Origin of the sequence: Labilibaculum sp. (assembly GCF_041595635.1) — a bacterium.
Classification (GTDB): Bacteria; Bacteroidota; Bacteroidia; order Bacteroidales; family Marinifilaceae; genus Labilibaculum.
The window spans coordinates 1-18,614 of sequence record NZ_JBFHJW010000033.1; the positions used below are offsets into that span (position 1 = coordinate 1).

The window sequence follows — 18,614 nt, forward strand, 5'->3', positions numbered from 1 at the left end:
ATTTACAATTGGAATTGCGTGTTAAGCGATGGTTCTTATCGGTATTTTGGTTTGATTCAATACCCGACAAAGCAGGGAATTCAGGTAGAAGTGCTGCACGATTCAGCACAAAATGCGAATATGATGCGCTCAAATTCAGCAGCCGATTGGCCAGGAGCTCTCTACTATCAGATTGTGCCATTTAAAAGGAAAAAAGAAAGCGCTTACCTGCTTTTGGCCTGGGATGGAAATAATATGAGTACTACTAAAAAGATGATTGAAGTTCTCTCTTTTTCGCAATCGGGATTGGCACGTTTTGGTTTGCCTGTGATTGTTTGGAAGGGAAAATTGTTGCATCGTGTAGTGTTCGAATATGCCAAACAGGCTCGAATGAGTCTTCAGTATAAGGAGAAAGAGAAACAGATTGTATTCGATCATTTGGCTCCTTCAAAACCAAACTATCAGAATCAATTTGAATATTACGGTCCCGATTTTTCATACGATGCTTTGCAATATCGGAAAGGGAAATGGGAACTGATTGAAAATATAGATGTTAGAAATTAGAAGAATATGAGTGATAACTTTCAGTATCAAACCGAACAGTTTGCCGATATAAAAATATTGCGCTACCAGGTTCCCGGATTCGAGGAACTGAGTTTGCGCCAGAAAGAATTAATTTATTATTTGGCTGAAGCAGCCCGTTGTGGCCGCGATATTTTGTTCGATCAGAATAGCAAGAATAACCTTCGCATTCGCAGAACTTTAGAGGCAATTGTAAAATCGTACGATGGCGACAGGGAAGCCGAAGAGTTTCAGGCTTTTTTGGTGTATGTGAAGCGTGTGTGGTTTTCCAATGGCATTCATCACCATTACTCCATGGATAAATTCATGCCGGAATTCTCCGAAGAGTATTTTGGAGAGCTCTTGGCCAATTCGAATTACGAGCTCTTGCCTTTACTCGAAGGCGAGAATGTGATTGCTTTGCTTTCCGATTTGGTTCCTGTAATTTTTGATGATAAGGTAGATGCCAAAAGAGTGGTTTTAAATCCAGACATGGATTTGATAGAAGCCTCGGCAAACAACTACTACGAAGGGGTGAACCAAAAGGAAGTGGAAGATTTTTACGCAAAAATAGAAAAAGGAGACCCAGAGCGACCTTTATCGGTTGGCATCAATTCCAAATTGGTGAAGGAAAATGGAAAGATTCAGGAAAAAACATGGAAAGTAGGTGGCATGTATTCTGCGGCCATCGAGAAAATTGTGTTTTGGCTGGAGAAAGCCATTCCGGTTGCCGATAGCGATTTGCAAAGAGAATCTTTAGTGAAATTGGTAGCGTTCTACAAAACGGGCGATCTGAAAACCTTCGATGAATATTCTATTTTATGGGTGAAAGATTTAGATGCTCATATTGATGTGGTGAACGGATTTATTGAAGTGTACGGTGATGCCTTGGCCATGAAGGCCAGTTGGGAAGCCATGGTGAACTTTAAGGATGTGGAAGCTACCAAACGAGCCATCATTATATCTGATAATGCTCAATGGTTCGAAGATCATTCCCCAGTTGATAAGCGTTTCAAAAAGGAGGAAGTAAAGGGTGTGAGTGCCAAGGTAATTACAGTTGCCATGTTAGGGGGAGATTGTCATCCTGCAACGCCAATTGGAGTGAATTTGCCTAATGCGGAGTGGATTCGCAAGGAACATGGAAGCAAATCGGTTACCATCGATAATATTACCCATGCTTACCACCAATCTTCGTTAAAAGGTGGAATGTTAGACGAGTTTGCCTTCACCAAAAAGGAGGTAGAACGAGCAAAAGAACATGGCTTTTTAGGTGGAAATTTGCATACCGATTTGCACGAATGTCTCGGACATGGTTCGGGTCAGCTTTTGCCAGGTGTTGGCATGGATGCCTTAAAAAATTACCATTCTACATTGGAAGAAGCGCGTGCCGATCTATTTGCTTTGTACTATATGATGGATTCGAAAATGGTGGAACTGGGCTTGATGCCAAGTTTGGAGGTTGCCAAAGCAGAATACGACGGATACATTCGCAATGGTCTGATCACTCAGTTAACGCGTATTGAATTGGGCAAGGATATCGAGGAATCGCACATGCGAAACCGTCAGTTAATTGCTAAATGGGTTTTTGAGAAGGGAGAATCCGAAAAGGTAATTGAGAAAGTGCAGCAGGAAGGAAAAACCTATTTTGTAGTGAACGATTACGAGAAATTACGCTCCCTTTTTGGGGAATTACTTGCCGAAGTGCAGCGAATTAAATCGGAGGGTGACTTTGAAGCTGGTAAACATTTGGTGGAAGATTACGCGGTGAAAGTGGATGCAGAATTGCATGCGGAAGTGAAGGAAAGGTTTGAGAAATTGCATTTGGCAGCCTATGCCGGTTTTATCAATCCCGATTACCATCCGGTTTACGAAGGAGAGAAAATTGTAGATGTGAAAATATCTTACCCGACGGACTTTAGCAAGCAGATGCTGGAATATGGCGAGAAGTATTCTTTTCTGCCACATAAAAATTAAGATTTAGGAGGTGAGTTTTCATCTCCTTTTTTTTGTCTTGGAAATGGCAGTACTTATCGAATAAGTGGGAATGTATATCCCCATTTTTTGATCTTTTGCTATTTTTAGGCTCACCTAATTTAGAAGGAAAAAAATGATAAAACGAATTACTTTACTAGCAAGCATGGGGCTTTTCTGCTTCCAGACTTTTGCTCAGGATATGGATTACACCAAAGCCTTGGTGACAAAATTGAGTTCTCCGGAATTTCACGGACGAGGATATGTGAACAAAGGAGATAGCATTGCCGCTGCCTACCTTTCGGCCGAGATGAAAAGTATTGGATTGAAAGGCTTTTCGCACAATTACTATCAGCCCTATACCACTCCAATAAATACCTATCCTGAAAATCCAAGATTGAGTTTGGATGGCAAGGAATTGGAGTCGGCGAGTGAGTATATCGTAAATCCCAATGCGAAAAGTTGCGAGGGAGAATCGGAGATCAGCTGGATTACCAAGGATATCCTGACCGATCAGCGCAAGCTATCGCATTTTATGAGAGAAGATCATTCCAATGCTTTTTTGGCTATCGATTCAACAGGATTGCACAACAAAGAGCTCTACAATTTTGCGCAGGCCATGCTTAAAAAGAATGTGTTCGATGCCAAAGGAATTGTTTTGATTGATGGCAAACTGAAATTTTCAGCCCGCACAAAAACGGTAGACTACACCACTTTTATGCTGAAATCGGAGGTGATTACTCCTGAGGCAAAAAAGATAAGCTACAATATAAAAAGTAAGTTCATAGCCGATTATCACACTCAAAATTTAGTTGGCTATCTTCCTGGAAAGACGGATTCCTGTCTGATTTTTTCGGCCCATTACGATCATTTGGGGCATTTTGGCGATAAGATGTTTCCAGGAGCCAACGACAATGCTAGTGGTGTTGCCATGGTGATGAATTTGGCCAAACATTTTAAATCGCTTAAAAAGAAACCTCATTATACCTTGGTGTTTGCTCTGTTTAGTGGGGAGGAAGCAGGATTGTTGGGATCGACCTACTACAGCGAAAACCCACTGATTCCTTTGGCGAAAACCAAAATGCTGATGAATTTCGATATGGTGGCAACGGGATCGAAAGGGATTTTTGTGATCAACGGGAAAATGGTGCCCGATGAAATGGCTAAATTCAATGCGATTAATAAGGAAAAAGATTATGTCTTTAAAATGTCGGGAACAGGAGAATCAGCCTCTTCGGATCATGCTCCTTTTCACGAGAAAGGGGTGAAAGCTCTCTTCTTTTACACCCATGGCGATAATGCCGATTATCATGAAACTACCGATACGGCCGACAAATTACCCTACACTCAGTTCGAGGGGATCTTTAAATTGGTGAGAGATTATGTCGAAATGAAATAATCTGTACCGTAGAGGAGCAGCATGCCACGTCTCTATGGTAACACAAAATAACCTGTCTAGATTCTAAATCCAGACAGGTTTTATTTTTAATTTCACCTCAAGCTGTGACTCCCACTGAGTCATATGTTTATAGCATAGCAATGCTATAAACCTGTGATCCTGTTGGGGTCGAATCATTACGATATTTCCTACAAATTGAATTTCAATTTCACACCGGTATCACGATGATGGCTTCCATCAAAACTCCAAACCACTTCCACATCCAACAAAAGGAATATCTGCGACAAGCCATAGCCAACTTCCCAATAATTTTTCTTGTCGGCATGCGTTAGGTAGTTGGTAAAAATGTTCTCCTGAATGGCCAGAGAGTTGTTTAGTATTGGCAATCGTTTCAATAGTAAACGATCCGATGTGTATAGCAAATGCCCTTCCAAATAGTCCTCAGTAGTGGAATATTGGTAGTAATCCAAGAGTCGGAAGTTATCCCACGAGCTGCCAATCATTACCCTTGGTTTACTCGTATTAAAATGGCGATAATCGGCAAAAAAGCTTTGCTTGTTCGAAAGGTAGGAGCCCGCTTTCATTTTATATTCCAGTCTGTCGTTAAATCCTGTTTCTATGCCTTGTTTTACAGCCACTTCCAGAAGGGAGTAATCCGTTTCTGAGTCGAAAATATCATTAATTCCCTGTTTGTAGCGCAAAGCAAAAGTGGGCTGATTGTGATAGCGAGTCATTCTTTTTACCCCTTTCGAAATGGTATATCGATGACGCGGAGTGTATTCTAGTTGAGCCATAAACGTGAATGCCTTACTGTCTTTTACGAGAGAAGGATCAATTCCTTCCGGGATATTAGAGCTGTATTCCTTATCGTCAGGATCGAAAATATACCACTTATTGGTATTGTACAATTGCTTTCTGTTGGCATATTCCAAACTTGTGAACAAGCTTAGTCCGTTGCTGATATCCGTTTTCTGCCAAATGCCAGCATAGTTTTTATCGTATAGTTTTAGGTAGTTGTCTTTAAAATAGAGGGAACTCATGGCATTCAGAAATGGATGAATTCCCGTGCTGGCATTAAAATCGACCGCTTCGCTTCCTGCTTTAAAGCCAATCCAGGCACGTTTCATTCCCTTGTATCGATATTTACTTTCCAGGGAGAAATCGAGATGTTTTCTCGAAAAGGCATAGATTAGGTTTGGCTCAATATCAAAGTAATGACCGATTGTATCCTGTTTGGTATATCTGAAAGGTGCATCGAAGGTAAAGCCCTGAACCGTGTTGTAGGATATTTTATCCAAAGCAAAAATGCCAGGAATCGAAAATGTGGAGTTTTCTTCCTTGTAGCGATATGTTTTCCCTAAAAGAAGATGTTTGAACTTAAATTCTCTATTGGCTTTGCGAACGGAATCCTTGTATTCGGGTGTATTGCGAACAATTTCGATAGAATCTTTCTTTTCAAAACTAATTTTCTCGTCTGAGGAAAGGGGAATTGGGCGCATCTCATCCCAATACAAGGAGTCTTTATTTTTGGCATCCTTAGCCATTTTTACTTTCTCAATTTTTATTTCGAGGGGTTCCCTAATTTTCTCGGATCGTTTTTCCTCATTTTCCTTTTCCATTAGTCGGTATAGCCTTCGCATGTCGCCATTGTCCATTTCATTTTTGTCGAGGAGATCCTGAATTTCCTCTTTGCGTTTTTTCTCTTTGGCAGATACAACTTCAGATTCTTCCTGATTGTTTAGTTGTTTGATGTTTTCCGCTTCCTGTATTCTGGCAAGTTCCTGTTGTTTTAAAAAATCATGATTTAAATTCGGGTTCAATGTCACTTTGTAATCTTTAATAGAGGCAACATACATACCATTCAGACCAAATCCCATGCCTTTAAATTCGATATTAAAATCGAAACTTACGGGCATCCAAACATCATCTTTTACAGGAGCATACAGTTGGTGCATGTTCACATCGGTCATGGGCAGGCTTAGTTTCAAATCGGCCGAGTGGATATTCCAGTAGGTTTCGGCAATATTTAAATAGCCACGAAACAGATCTTTTCCTTTGCGTTTTGGGATAATCTTAATTCTGTTGATCGTTCTTCCCTGATCTTCGAAAACAGATTCCAATTGAAACCGATACACACTAAAAGCAGTTTTGTCTAAAGGAGAAATGAAACCATCGTCTCGGGTATTGTAAAGGTTGGCAGTAATAAATTGCATGGGATTTGCCTGTTCATCAAGTCCCGATGTTCGAATCGAGATGACTTCCTCATCTACCTTATCGGGCAATTCGAAATGAATTTTCGAGATATTTTCGGTGACATAAGTTTTGCCTTTTACAATCCCTTCTTCTTCCAATTTCTTTTTAAACAGACCCGGTACACTTGTTACTTTTCCTGATCCTTTTAGGTAAACGGTGTTGTTATATTCGCTAACCTGTTTGGTGTAGTAATCGCCCATAGCAATGGCTTTTCGCATGACAAAATAGGCAGGATCCTCACCGCTGGCCAATACTTTAACTTCGCTTAGCTGATAGGTTTGAGGAGCAAGAGCTACATTTATTTCCAGAGTATTCTCGCTCATATTTACGTTTACTTCCTTGGTCTTAAAACCCAAATATCTGTATTGGAGGTTCCATTCACCAATTGGTAGTTCAAGCTGATATTCTCCGTCGATATTGGAAGTTGTTCCGGTGGCCAATTGTGTGCAGTAGATGTTTGCAAATGGAATAGGCTTGCCTTCGGTATCGGATATGATTCCCGTAATTTGTTTGGCATTACTAAAAAAGGAACAGAAAAGCAGAAGAATACTAAGAGTGTATTTATACATGATTAATTTGTTGTTAGGGATTCTATTTTGTTTTTTAATCCAAAACCTTAGCCCAGCTAATTTTCTGGTAGGATCGTAGGTTCAGGTAAAGCAAAATAATGAGGATAGGAATGGCGATGCTCATGCTATAGGGCAATAAACTCAGGCCATAATGAATGCCACCAATTAATCCTGCCGAAAGCATTAATAGAATTCCTTTTACAAAATTTCCACCTATATCCTGAGTTTCGCGTTCGGCAGTGAAGGGCAGTTGCGGACGTTGCCAGGATTGCACCAAAGAAGTGATTAGGATAATGCACAAAGTGCCATAAATAATATCATCGAGGAGGGAATAGCCCCAAATGAACAGGCATATTGCCGAAATGAATAGCTGAACGGGCAGAAAGTATTTCACCATGCCCGCTTTAAAGGAGCCTTTCAGAATGGTTCCCGGCACTGCCAATGGCAAGGCACGGTAGAACCACGACGATTTTGCCTGATCGCTATAGCAAAGATTTTGTGTGATTGAAAAACTGAGTAGAATGGGCATATAAATGAACCACAGGTATTTTTTGCTGGCTACTAAGGCTTCCATAGTAAATGCTTCCTTCGAATTAAATGCGAATATCAGTAAGAAAATAAAAATGTAACCAAAGGCTGGATAAACGGTTTGCTTGAATTTTCGTTCACGACCACTCATCAGCCATACCATTTTAAAGGCGGTTTTTTCCTCACTATTTCTGCAGAAAAGGCTAATCAGACGGTGGCTGAACTTAATTTTCCCCTTCTTTTCCTCTTTATGTTTTCCCTTTTTGTCGCTGGTTATATCGAGTTGACCTAGGGCATTGTTGAATTTGGGGCCCAGTACTTTTATCACAAAGAATAGGCTAACCAGGGGGACGAAAATCGCCAAAAGAAAAAAGGCAAGCTGAGAGCTATGGTAAGTGCTACTGATGTAGGCATTGATGCTGGAACTCATCCACACCGGAGGAATAAGGTAGGAATACCATTCTATATTCATATGAATATTGCTGAGATCGTACATCTCCATCATTCGGGGTAGCAACTGGTAGGCACCCATAAAAAGAATGGCCATGGCTACCTGAAAGTAGACAATAATGTCTTTCAACTTTTGACCGTTCACCACATTCATCAATCCTAAATAGAAAATATTGGTGAGAAAGAGGGTGAAAAGAGCCGAAAGAATAATGAGCAGGATGAATACAAGTGTGGCCATCACACCATGATTAATGAGGGTTGAGAGGATCATGACCAGCGATAAGGACAGGCTGAGGTGAAGCATGTAAAAGGCAATGTGTAGAATTTTTGCCAGCACTAAAGTTCGGCTGTTCACCGGTCGGGGCATTAGTATGCTATTATCGCGGGTATCCATTAAAACATTGGTAAATTCCGAGATCATCAGCATGGCAATCATTATCATGATAAAGGCAAAAATGATGGTGTAGCTCACTAGAATATCGTCGATAATATAGAGCGTAAGCATTAGAAAACCACCTAGCATTGCATAAACAAAAGTTTGCAACCAAAGCTGATTGCTCGATTCTTTTTTCTTTTTCGATAGGGACAAACTTCTTCGGTTGTCCATGCGGATTTTTATTTTTAGGATGCTGCACAATTGGTCGAAATCGACACCCATGGCGCGTATGATTCCCCGAAAAGGGAGCAGAAGGTGAGCAATCATGATCTTGGGATTTTAGTTTTCGAAGGCGTTAATAATTTGTTCTGCTTTTTCGCTGTGGCCATATGTGCCGGTTAGCTCGGTGAAGAGTTTCTCGAGCGATCCGCTACGATCCTTGCTGTTGAGCTCGGCAAAACTACCATCGGCGGCGACTTTTCCCTGATCGATGAGGATGATTCGATCGGAGATTTTCTCCACTACATCCATAATGTGGGAGCTGTAGAAAATGGTTTTGCCTTCTTTGGCCAGTTGGGTGAGTATCTCCTTAACGATGATTACCGAGTTGGCATCTAATCCCGATAAGGGTTCATCCATGAAAATGATTTTTGGGTTGTGAATGAGTCCCGAAATGATGAGGATCTTTTGGCGCATTCCTTTCGAAAAGGAGTTGAGGCGTTCGTCGGCATGGGCTTTCATGTCGAATAAATCGAGCAGCTTCTCAATTTTTGTGTGGATATCCTGTTTTTCCATTTTGTGCAGTTCGCCTACAAACTGAAGGTATTCCCTTGGCGTTAGCGTATCGTAAAGAGCTGCATTTTCGGGAATGTAGCCAATCTGTTTTTTTATTTCGGTGCTGTTTTTTCGTAAATCGAGACCCAGAATTTTTACTTCTCCTTCAAAATCAGGTAGCAATCCGCATAATATTTTTACGGTAGTTGATTTCCCAGCTCCATTGGGTCCAATGTAGCCAATAATTTGCCCGGGTTTTATGTTTAGATCAATTCCTTTCAAAACTTTATTTTCAGTTCTGCCATTCTGATAGCTTTTTTCGAGCTTTTGAACGGAAATGACCGGACTTTGATTTTCCTGCATTTTTTTTATCTTGAGTGAGTAATGAATTTAAAAGTAGTAAAAGGTTAAATAGGATAGACAAGAAAAGGCTTTTTTTTCGATGTGAAGGCTCGAATGGGGGAGCAAATGAATTTTTTGCAGGTTTACTATTCGTACGGACTGACAGATTTCTGCATTTTTTTCATCTTTCCTGTCTTAATGACAGAAAATTTCTCTTGGCACAGGCTTTGCCTGTTGCCTATCTGTAAAAATGTAATTCAAAATTTAAAAGCGATATAACTATGTCAACAGGAAAAATTGGTGTTACTAGTAATGATCTGTTTCCAATCATTAAGAAATTTTTGTATTCCGATCACGACATCTTTTTGCGTGAGATTGTTTCCAATGCAGTAGATGCAACTCAGAAATTGAAAACTTTGGCTTCAACAGGAGAATTTAAGGGTGATCTTGGAGAGTTGAAAGTTTCTGTAAGTATTAATAAGGAGGCAAAAACCATTACCATTTCAGATAATGGTATCGGGATGACTGAGGAAGAGATTGAAAAATACATCAATCAGATTGCTTTTTCGGGAGCTGAAGAGTTCATGGACAAATACAAAGATCAGGCGAATGCCATTATTGGTCATTTTGGATTGGGTTTCTATTCTTCGTTTATGGTGTCCGATCGAGTAGATATTGTAACACTTTCGTACAAAGAAGGTGCTCAAGCGGTGAAATGGAGCTGTGAGGGAAATCCTGAATTTAGTCTCGAGAATGTTGAAAAAGCCAATCGAGGAACCGATATTGTAATGCACATTTCGGAAGATGGAAAAGAATTTTTGGAAGAAAGCCGTATTCAAGAATTGTTGAATAAATATTGCAAATTCTTGCCTATCGAAATCGCTTTTGGAAAGAAAAAGGATTGGAAAGATGGAAAAGAAGAGATTACTGATGAGGATAATATCATTAACGATACCAATCCGGCATGGACAAAGAAACCTGCTGATTTAAAGGATGAGGATTATAAAGATTTTTATCGTCAGTTGTACCCAATGGGTGAAGATCCATTGTTTCACATTCACCTGAATGTTGATTATCCTTTTAACTTGACTGGTATTTTGTATTTTCCAAAAATCAAAAACAGTGTTGAGGTTCAAAAGAACAAAATTCAATTGTACTGCAATCAAGTGTTTGTTACCGATTCGGTAGAAGGTATTGTTCCTGAATTCTTGACTCTTCTTCATGGAGTGATTGATTCTCCGGATATTCCTTTGAATGTATCTCGTTCGTACTTGCAGAGTGATGGAAATGTAAAGAAAATTGCCAATCATATTTCTAAGAAAGTTGCAGATAGCTTGCATGATATTTTCAAGAACGACCGTGCCGATTTTGAAAAGAAATGGGATGATTTGCGCATGTTTGTGCAGTACGGAATGTTGACCGAAGAGAAATTTTTCGATCGTTCTAAAAAATTCATGTTGTTCAAAAATACCGATGGAAAGTATTTTACAATGGAAGAATATGAAGCTTTAATCAAAGAGAATCAAACCGATAAAGAAAGCAATATAATTAATCTTTATGCGACTGATGTAGATGCTCAATACACTTATATTGAGGCTGCAAAAGCAAAAGGTTACGATGTTTTGGTAATGGATAGTCAGTTGGATAACCATTTGATTAACCACTTGGAACAAAAAACACCAACTACAAAATATGTTCGTGTTGATTCAGACATTATTGATAAGTTGATTCAGAAAGATGAGGTAAAAGTTTCTAAGCTAACTGAAGAGCAAAGAAACGATTTGATTCCTGTTTTTAACGCACACCTGCCAGCTGAGAAAGTAAACTATGTTGTGACTTTCGAATCTTTGGGTGAGGATGCTCAACCTTTATTGATTACTCAATCGGAGTTCATGCGTCGTATGAAAGATATGGCTGCTATGAATGCAGGAATGGCTTTTTATGGTGAAATGCCTGATTCTTACAACTTGGTTGTTAATTCAGATCATGCTTTAATTGCGAACATTTTGAGCGATAAAGATGCCAAAATGGGTGCCAGCCTAGCGGATGTAAATGCGAAGTTGACTCCACTTTTCGAGGAAAGATCTCAGTTAGATGCTTTGAAAGCTGACAAGAAAGAGGAAGAAGTTCCTCAGGAAGAAAAAGATAAAATGGCTGAAGTTCAGAAACAAATTACAGAGGTAAATGCTGAAAAAGAAGCCTTGCTGAAAGGATTTGGTAAAGACAATCAATTGGTAAAACAGTTGATCGATCTTGCATTGCTTGCCAACAATATGTTGAAAGGTGCTGAATTAGCTAAATTTGTAAAACGTAGCGTTGATATGATCAAGTAATTGATTGTAGATTAAATAATATGAAAACAGCCGTTCCCTAGGGGCGGCTGTTTTTTGTAATTAGATGCAGCAGTTCGCAGAAGGCTGACTGCTGTTCACGTTATTTCTTCGATCTCTTTTTGCGATTTCGTTTCTTGTTCTCGATGGCTTTTTGTCGACCTTTTGATCCCGATGGAGTTTTCATATTTTTGGCAGATTTCTGATGGAAAGCACCACTTTTCAAATCCAGGCGAATGGTATTTTTAATTTTGATGTTTCGGGTTTGGATTTTTTCATCTTCAAGTAATTGGCTTGTAAATACAACATCTACAGGAACTTCACCAATTGTAATTGGCTTTTTAATTAAAGCTTCCACCTTTTCCATCAATTCTTCTTCGCCCTTGTTCACAAAGCTAATTGCAGTTCCTTCTCGTTCGGCACGTCCGGTACGACCTACACGGTGAACGTATTCCACGTAATCTGTAGGAATATCGAAGTTAATTACATGGCTAATGTTTTCGATATCGATACCACGAGCAGCCACATCTGAAGCTACCAAAACTCTCGATTTACCTTCTTTGAAATCGTTTAGAGCTTTAATTCTGGTATTTTGCGCCTTGTTCGAGTGAATTACACTCAAATCTTCGCCCAAAAACTCTTCCAAGCGACCTACAATTCGATCTGCATTTTTCTTGGTTTCGGTAAAAATCATCACTTTTTTGAACTCTTCTTTATCTTCCAAAAGCTGTTTAAGAAGTGCAACTTTACTCAATATATTTGGAACCTGATATTGAATTTGGTGAATGTTTTCAACGGTTGATGCCTGAGGAGCTACTTCAATTCGTTCAGGATTAATTAAAAAATCGTCGGCCAATTGAGCGATGGTATCTGAGAAAGTTGCCGAGAATAAAAGGTTCTGATGAACATCAGGCAAAATCTCAAAAATGGCTTTTAGCTGAGGCATAAACCCCAAGTCCATCATCTTATCGGCTTCATCCACCACTAAGGTTTTAATTAGGGTAAATTTCAGGATTCGTGTCATGTAAATATCCATCAAACGACCTGGCGTAGCTACAATAATATCAATTCCCTCGTACAATTTCTCTTTTTGAGTATTGATATTTACTCCACCATATACGCCAACGGTACGAAGGTTGATATATGGAGTTAAGAGTTCAATGGTTTCAACCACCTGTAAAACTAATTCACGAGTAGGAACAACAATTAAAGCTCTGGGATCGTTTCCTTTTGCATAATTCAGTTTCATTAAAATTGGCATCATGTAGGCCAGAGTTTTTCCAGTTCCGGTTTGAGCAATCCCAATTACATCTTTACCTGCACGAATAGGGGAAAATACCTTCTTTTGTATTTCTGTTGGTTTTTCGAATCCCGCCTCGTCAAGCGCCATTCTAATTTGTTTGCTTATTTTGATGTCGTCGAATGAAATCATTGCTATGGTATTTGAAAATTTGTGCAAAAATAGACAAATAAACCGACATTAATGTGCTTTCGCAACTTATCGCTTCTGTTTGTCTGAATAAGAGCTCTTTTTTCTTAGTTCCACAATTGTTGAACTTCTTGTTTAAGAGCAGAAATTGCTGTTGCAATAGCAGGTTTTTGTTGTTGCATGTTTGATTCGATGATGGCCTGGCACAAGGAAATTGCGGAGTCCTTTGGTGCGATTTGTGCTGCCTCTGTATTGATCAATCGGATGATGCTTTCTTTTGCATTTTTCACTTGCATCCATGATTCATCGCTTACATACAATTGCTGAGTCTGATTGTGTTCAAATTCTGTACGAACTGCCAGAAGTAATTTTTGTTGCAATTGCAGGTTGTTTAATCCTGTTTGATTTTCTCTGAGTACTAGAGATTCTGGATGAATTCGCTCTAAAAAGAGAATTAAGCGTTCACAAGCCTGCAGTCGGACAGGCGTAGTTTGTTTCTGATTTTTTAATACAATCTGATGTCTTAGTTTGCGTTCTTCTTGTTTTAAAAATGCTTTTATCAGTAGATAAGCTGTGGCAAACACCACAAGAGAGGGTAGGATATATTTGCCGATTTCAAAAAGGTCTTTCATTTTGTCTTTACTTTTTCTAATTTTTGTTTTTTCCCACTTTCTATGTAGTATAAAACTGTATCTTTACACACTGAAGTGATACTTCAAAGATATAGAAATCGCACCTTTTATTTTGTTTGTCAGGGGGAAATAACAAACACAAAAGTATTAAGCAATTTACTAAATCCCTAAATTATTTTAGAATGTTGAAAGTTTCGGATCGTATTGCAGGAATGGAAGTGTCTCCAACCCTTGCTATGTCACAAAAAAGTAGAGAAATGAAAGCTCAGGGAATTGATGTTATCAATCTGAGCGTTGGAGAACCAGATTTTGATACTCCTGATCACATTAAGAAAGCAGGACAGAAGGCGATTGATGATAATTATTCTCATTATTCACCTGTTCCTGGTTATATCGAGTTGCGTCAGGCAGTGGTTAATAAGTTAAAACGCGAAAATAATTTGGATTACACAGCCGATCAGATTGTTGTCTCTAATGGAGCCAAACAGTCCATCGCTAATGTAATTATGAGTATCATTAACAAAGGCGATGAAGTAATTATTCCTTCTCCTTATTGGGTAAGTTACAGCGAGATTGTAAAATTGGCTCAAGGTGTTAATGTATTTGTATATGCTCCTATCGAGCAGGATTTTAAAATTACACCGGAACAATTAGAAGCAGCCATTACTCCAAAAACAAAGGCATTCTTATTTAGTTCTCCGAGTAATCCAACAGGAAGTTTGTATTCTAAAGAGGAGTTAAGAGCTTTAGCAGATGTTTTTGTTAAGTATCCTGATATTGTTATTCTTTCGGATGAAATATACGAGCACATTAATTACGTGGGAGCTCACGAAAGTATTGCTCAGTTTACTGATATTTTCGATCGTGTTGTTGTGATCAATGGAGTTTCCAAAGGATATGCCATGACTGGATGGAGAATTGGATACATTGCTGCTCCGCTTTGGTTGGCTAAAGCCTGTAATAAATTGCAGGGACAAATGACTTCTGGAGCTTCATCAATAGCTCAGATTGCTTCTGCAGCTGCCTTGGAAGGTGATCAGTCCACTACAATTGCTTTTAGAGAAGCTTTTCATAAAAGAAGAGATTTGGCTTTGGCTCAATTGCGTCAAGTTCCAGGTTTTGAAACTCGTGAACCGAATGGCGCTTTTTACTTGTTTCCTAAAGTATCTCAACTTTTTGGAAAAAGCAATGGCAAAATAAACATCAATAGTTCAACAGATTTAAGTTTGTATTTGTTGGAAGAAGCTAATGTAGCTACTGTTACCGGCGAAGCCTTTGGGTCTCCTGAATGTTTGCGGTTGTCGTATGCTACCAGTGAAGAACAAATGGCAGAAGCCATCAAAAGAATAAAAATAGCGGTTGAGAAGTTGAAATAAGCTTCCTATTTGCTGATAATATAGAGCCATCTCGTTGATTCGGGATGGCTATTTTTGTGTTTGCACTGCCGGTAGATCTGTTTGTAAATTGATGTGGCAAGAGAGGAAATCCTTTTTTTTAGGAAACAAAAAAAACTCCCCCGAATAGGAGGAGTTGATTTATAGAAGAGAAATTCTTTCCTACTTGTATAATTCTTTCAAGCGGTTTGCCATTCCTTCTGCCAAAGCTTCGCACTGATCGAAATCTTCACCATTAGGAGCACAAAGAGCTTCCGGAGTCGCCTCGATGCTTTCCCATTTAATGGCTTCAGCAAATTTATTCAAGCGCTTAAGGCCTCCGCCACCCCACGATTTGGAACCGAACACACCTAAAACGTGATCTTTAATTCCCATGTGTTCAATTTCATTAATTAGCGTTTCCATGGTAGGAAAAACATCGCCATTGTAGGCACAAGAACCTAAAATAAGGCCGCGGAATTTAAAAATATCATTAATAATATAGGAAGGGTGTGTTTTCGATGAATCGTGAATACGAATTTTTTTGATGCCTTTTTTCACCAATTGGCGAGCAATATTGTCAGCCATTTTTTCGGTGTTTCCATACATCGAAGAGTAAACAATTACACAACCTTCGTCGGTTTGGTATTGACTCCATTTGTTGTATTTGGCAATAATATCGGCTACATGACTTCTCCAAATTGGACCATGAGTGGCACAAATCATTTTGATATCCAATCCGCTTAATTTTTTCAAGGCATTTTGAGTTGGGCGACCATATTTACCCACTATATTTGAATAGTAACGGCTAATTTCGTCATCTAAATAGTCCAAATCCACTTCATCATCAAAAATACCACCATCTAAAGTACCAAAAGCACCAAAAGCATCTCCTGAGAATAGAGTTCCATGAGTCGATTCAAAGGTTACCATGGTTTCGGGCCAGTGCAACATAGGTACCATATAGAAATTCAATTGATGTTCGCCCAAATTAATTTGATCAGCTTCTTTAACTTCCAGCAAGTTGTTTTTAATGCCATAAAAACGTTCCAACATTGGGAAGGTTTTTTTGTTGCCTACAATTTTCATGTCTGGATAACGCTCTACCAAAGAACGAATAGAACCAGAATGATCGGGCTCCATGTGATTAATAATCAGGTAATCTGCTTTTCGATCTCCCAACACTTCTTCAATGTTATCAAGGTATTCATCCATTGTTCCTTTCTCAACAGTATCCAAAATGGCTACTTTTTCGTCGAGAATAACATAGGAGTTATATGCTACACCTTTAGGCAAAGGCCAGTAATTTTCAAATAGTTGTGTTCTTCGGTCGTTTGTTCCTACCCAAAAAATTTTATCAGTAATATTGTTTCTGTTGTGCATTCTTATGGATTTTATCGGTTTTGGATGATCAAATCTTTCTATTTTTTTGCAAGAGTGCTGATCGATATCTTATTAGCCGATCGGAACAGGTATTATTCTTCAATCAAAAAGTTAGAAAGTATTGTTTCAGCTGACAAAAATAAGAATTAATTTTTTTTGGAAATACTTAAAGAGCATCTTCTTTTAAAAAACTATCCTATTGTTGCAAAAGTTTGATGAGTTGCGGTTTATTTAGGATTTCAATTTCTCGTCGATTAGTTGCAATGAGTCCTTCCTGTTCTAATTCTTTTAAACTTCGAGCAAAAGAGGGACGAGTAACCCCAAAGAAGTGTGCCATTTCGACTTGTGATTTTGGGAGGGTGATCTTTGTTTTATCCGGGGCAGCTAATTTTAGGATGTAATTGGCCAATTTGCCTTTAATGGTTTTAAAGTTTAAGAACATCAGTTTATTGGCTAAAAACTGGCTTCGGTTCGAAATGGAATTTAGGTAATTGGTAAGGAATGTTTTGTTTTTCTGAAAGAGATCAATCACAGAATTCTTAGCTAAATAAAATACTTCAACTTCTTCGTTGGCCGTTACATTTACTGGAAATTGATTTCTCTGTCCAAACAAAAACGCAGATGCTATTGGGTAAGGAGCCATAATATCTTCAATTTTAATGCTTTTTCCTGATGGATCGAGCATTTCGCCTTTCACGCTTCCTTTCAAAACAATCATTAGGTTTTCGCAGGTATCCTCACGAAAAGCAAGCATATCCCCTTTTGAGAATTTTTTGATCTGATATTGAGCTTCGTTCAGCAATTCTTCCATTTCGTTAGGACTAATTCCTCTGAAAACTGGCGATTGTGAGAGTTGTTGGTATAGCATTTTCCTTGAGTTCGGGTGTAAATAAGTCTCAATAATAAAAGTTTCCCTGCAATTTACAAAGAACAGAAGAGGAATTTGTCTGATTTACTGCTGAGAGATAAAAAAATGAGATTCAATTTAGTCTTCATTCCGCATAGAGCTAGAGCATTTTTAGTAGATTTCTTTTAAAACTAATGATCGAAATGGTGGTGAGTATAGCCCCAATACCAAGCAGTACGAGCATTTTAGGATAAATTTCTGATAAAGGAAGTTGTCTCCAGAAAATATCGAAGAAACCTTCTATTGCCCAATAGTTTACAGAAATAATAGCTAGCTTGTGCATGATCTCAGGCATAAAGATCAGAGGCATCATGCTACCACCAAGAGCTGAAATTACCAGGATGACCAAGGTTGATAAACTTTCTACCTGTTTTCTACTTTTGCAGATCGAAGCCATAAATATTCCAAAGCTTGAACATGCAATTGCCGAAGCAAGAATCATTAGAACCAAGGCCGGAAGGTTCATAAAAATATCTAATCCTAAAACAAGCCACGAATAAAGGAACATCACCGAGAGCTGCAATATAGCCATAAACAGTGTGGACATCATTTTACCATAGAGAATGCTCGAGGGAGAGATGGGAGCGACCAGTAGTCGACGAAAGGTTCCGTCTTCTTTTTCCTTAAGTAAAGAAGCACCACTCCCCGATACGCTAAATAAAAGCATCATGATTGCAACTCCAGCGATGGCTTGAACCAAGCCTAGATTGCCGTTTTTCTCTTCGCTTACAATTGCAGTCATGGGTAGGTTTGAGTTTTCTTCCATAGTTTCAGAATCTTCTGATTGTTCAAAATCGTTAAACTGCTCTTCAACTTGCGATTGAATATCCAGAAGTTCAGCATCTGCTAGATCTGGATTTTTTTCCCTGATCCAGCTATTTACTTTTCCTTTGATTCCTTTTTTCATGGTAATGCCAAACAGATTCGACCACAATGCTTGTTGCAGCAAACCCATCTCAATTTCTTTGGCTTCATCGTAAAAAAGTTCCATGGGTGCTTTAATTCCTGCTTCTACCGAATCTTGAAATCCTTTGTATAGAACTAGAACGGAACTGTTTTTTCCTCTTTTAACCATATCGCTAGCTTCCTCGTAATTTGTGGCGACCAATTGCATACCTTCCAGATCGTTTAAGGTAGTGAATACTTCATGTGAAAGTTCTGTATTGTCCTGATCTGAAAAAAGAAGTGTGATGGGACGGGATTTTTCTGACTTTCCGATTCCTCCATACATCAAGGCAAAAATTGTAATCAATACTATAGGCAGCAATAGTGAAAGTAAAACTGCAGTGCGGTCTTTAAAATATTGGCGAATACCTTTAAATGCTATTGTAAACATATTTTTGAAATTTATAGTCGAA

General features: G+C 38.8%; 12 protein-coding genes and 1 pseudogene. 5 read left to right on the top strand and 8 right to left on the bottom strand.

The genetic code is table 11. From position 1 onward, the window contains the following. The 3 genes and pseudogenes from ABYT26_RS10580 to ABYT26_RS10590 form a co-directional block, all read left to right on the top strand. Positions 1-543 (top strand): annotated as a pseudogene (locus ABYT26_RS10580) (hypothetical protein); the annotation flags it as partial. A gap of 6 nt (positions 544-549) precedes the next feature. After that, positions 550-2,514, top strand: coding sequence for a dihydrofolate reductase (locus ABYT26_RS10585; protein ID WP_372753642.1), 1,965 nt, complete (start codon positions 550-552; stop codon positions 2,512-2,514). Between the two features lie 133 nt (positions 2,515-2,647). Further along, a complete protein-coding gene (locus tag ABYT26_RS10590; RefSeq protein WP_372753644.1) occupies positions 2,648-3,910 on the top strand; it encodes a M28 family metallopeptidase in 1,263 nt (420 codons plus the stop codon). Positions 3,911-4,098: 188 nt separating this feature from the next. Here ABYT26_RS10590 and ABYT26_RS10595 read toward each other — a convergent pair whose 3' ends face one another. From ABYT26_RS10595 to ABYT26_RS10605, 3 genes are read right to left on the bottom strand one after another with little or no spacing between them, the layout of a single operon-like run. Continuing rightward, positions 4,099-6,732: a DUF5686 family protein gene (locus ABYT26_RS10595; RefSeq protein WP_372753646.1), complete on the bottom strand. Its 2,634-nt coding sequence runs from the start codon at positions 6,730-6,732 to the stop codon at positions 4,099-4,101. A gap of 34 nt (positions 6,733-6,766) precedes the next feature. Next, positions 6,767-8,413 carry a hypothetical protein gene (locus ABYT26_RS10600; RefSeq protein ID WP_372753648.1) on the bottom strand — a complete coding sequence of 549 codons (1,647 nt, stop codon included), beginning with the start codon at positions 8,411-8,413 and terminating at the stop codon, positions 6,767-6,769. A 12-nt stretch (positions 8,414-8,425) separates the two neighbouring features. Continuing rightward, positions 8,426-9,223, bottom strand: a complete 798-nt coding sequence (locus ABYT26_RS10605; RefSeq protein ID WP_372753650.1) for an ABC transporter ATP-binding protein — start codon at positions 9,221-9,223, stop codon at positions 8,426-8,428. Positions 9,224-9,483: 260 nt separating this feature from the next. Between ABYT26_RS10605 and htpG the strand changes: the two genes are divergently transcribed. Beyond that, entirely contained in the window at positions 9,484-11,535 is a 2,052-nt protein-coding gene (htpG, locus tag ABYT26_RS10610; protein WP_372753652.1) for a molecular chaperone HtpG, read from the top strand. 100 nt (positions 11,536-11,635) lie between these two features. Here the strand turns inward: htpG and ABYT26_RS10615 are convergent, their stop codons facing one another. After that, positions 11,636-12,964, bottom strand: a complete 1,329-nt coding sequence (locus ABYT26_RS10615) for a DEAD/DEAH box helicase (protein WP_372753653.1) — start codon at positions 12,962-12,964, stop codon at positions 11,636-11,638. 104 nt (positions 12,965-13,068) lie between these two features. Further along, positions 13,069-13,593 carry a hypothetical protein gene (locus ABYT26_RS10620; protein ID WP_372753655.1) on the bottom strand — a complete coding sequence of 175 codons (525 nt, stop codon included), beginning with the start codon at positions 13,591-13,593 and terminating at the stop codon, positions 13,069-13,071. A gap of 182 nt (positions 13,594-13,775) precedes the next feature. On the opposite strand from ABYT26_RS10620, the gene ABYT26_RS10625 reads away from it, so the two are divergent. Beyond that, on the top strand, positions 13,776-14,969 hold the full coding sequence (locus ABYT26_RS10625; RefSeq protein WP_372753657.1) for a pyridoxal phosphate-dependent aminotransferase: 1,194 nt from the start codon (positions 13,776-13,778) through the stop codon (positions 14,967-14,969). Positions 14,970-15,149: 180 nt separating this feature from the next. Here ABYT26_RS10625 and ABYT26_RS10630 read toward each other — a convergent pair whose 3' ends face one another. The 3 genes from ABYT26_RS10630 to ABYT26_RS10640 all read right to left on the bottom strand — a co-directional run bounded on the left by ABYT26_RS10630 (position 15,150) and on the right by ABYT26_RS10640 (position 18,592). Further along, complete coding sequence (locus ABYT26_RS10630; protein WP_372753659.1) at positions 15,150-16,349, bottom strand: FprA family A-type flavoprotein; 1,200 nt, start codon at positions 16,347-16,349, stop codon at positions 15,150-15,152. A gap of 196 nt (positions 16,350-16,545) precedes the next feature. Beyond that, entirely contained in the window at positions 16,546-17,217 is a 672-nt protein-coding gene (locus ABYT26_RS10635) for a Crp/Fnr family transcriptional regulator (RefSeq protein WP_372753661.1), read from the bottom strand. A 139-nt stretch (positions 17,218-17,356) separates the two neighbouring features. Beyond that, complete coding sequence (locus tag ABYT26_RS10640; RefSeq protein ID WP_372753663.1) at positions 17,357-18,592, bottom strand: ABC transporter permease; 1,236 nt, start codon at positions 18,590-18,592, stop codon at positions 17,357-17,359. Positions 18,593-18,614: the final 22 nt, after the last annotated feature.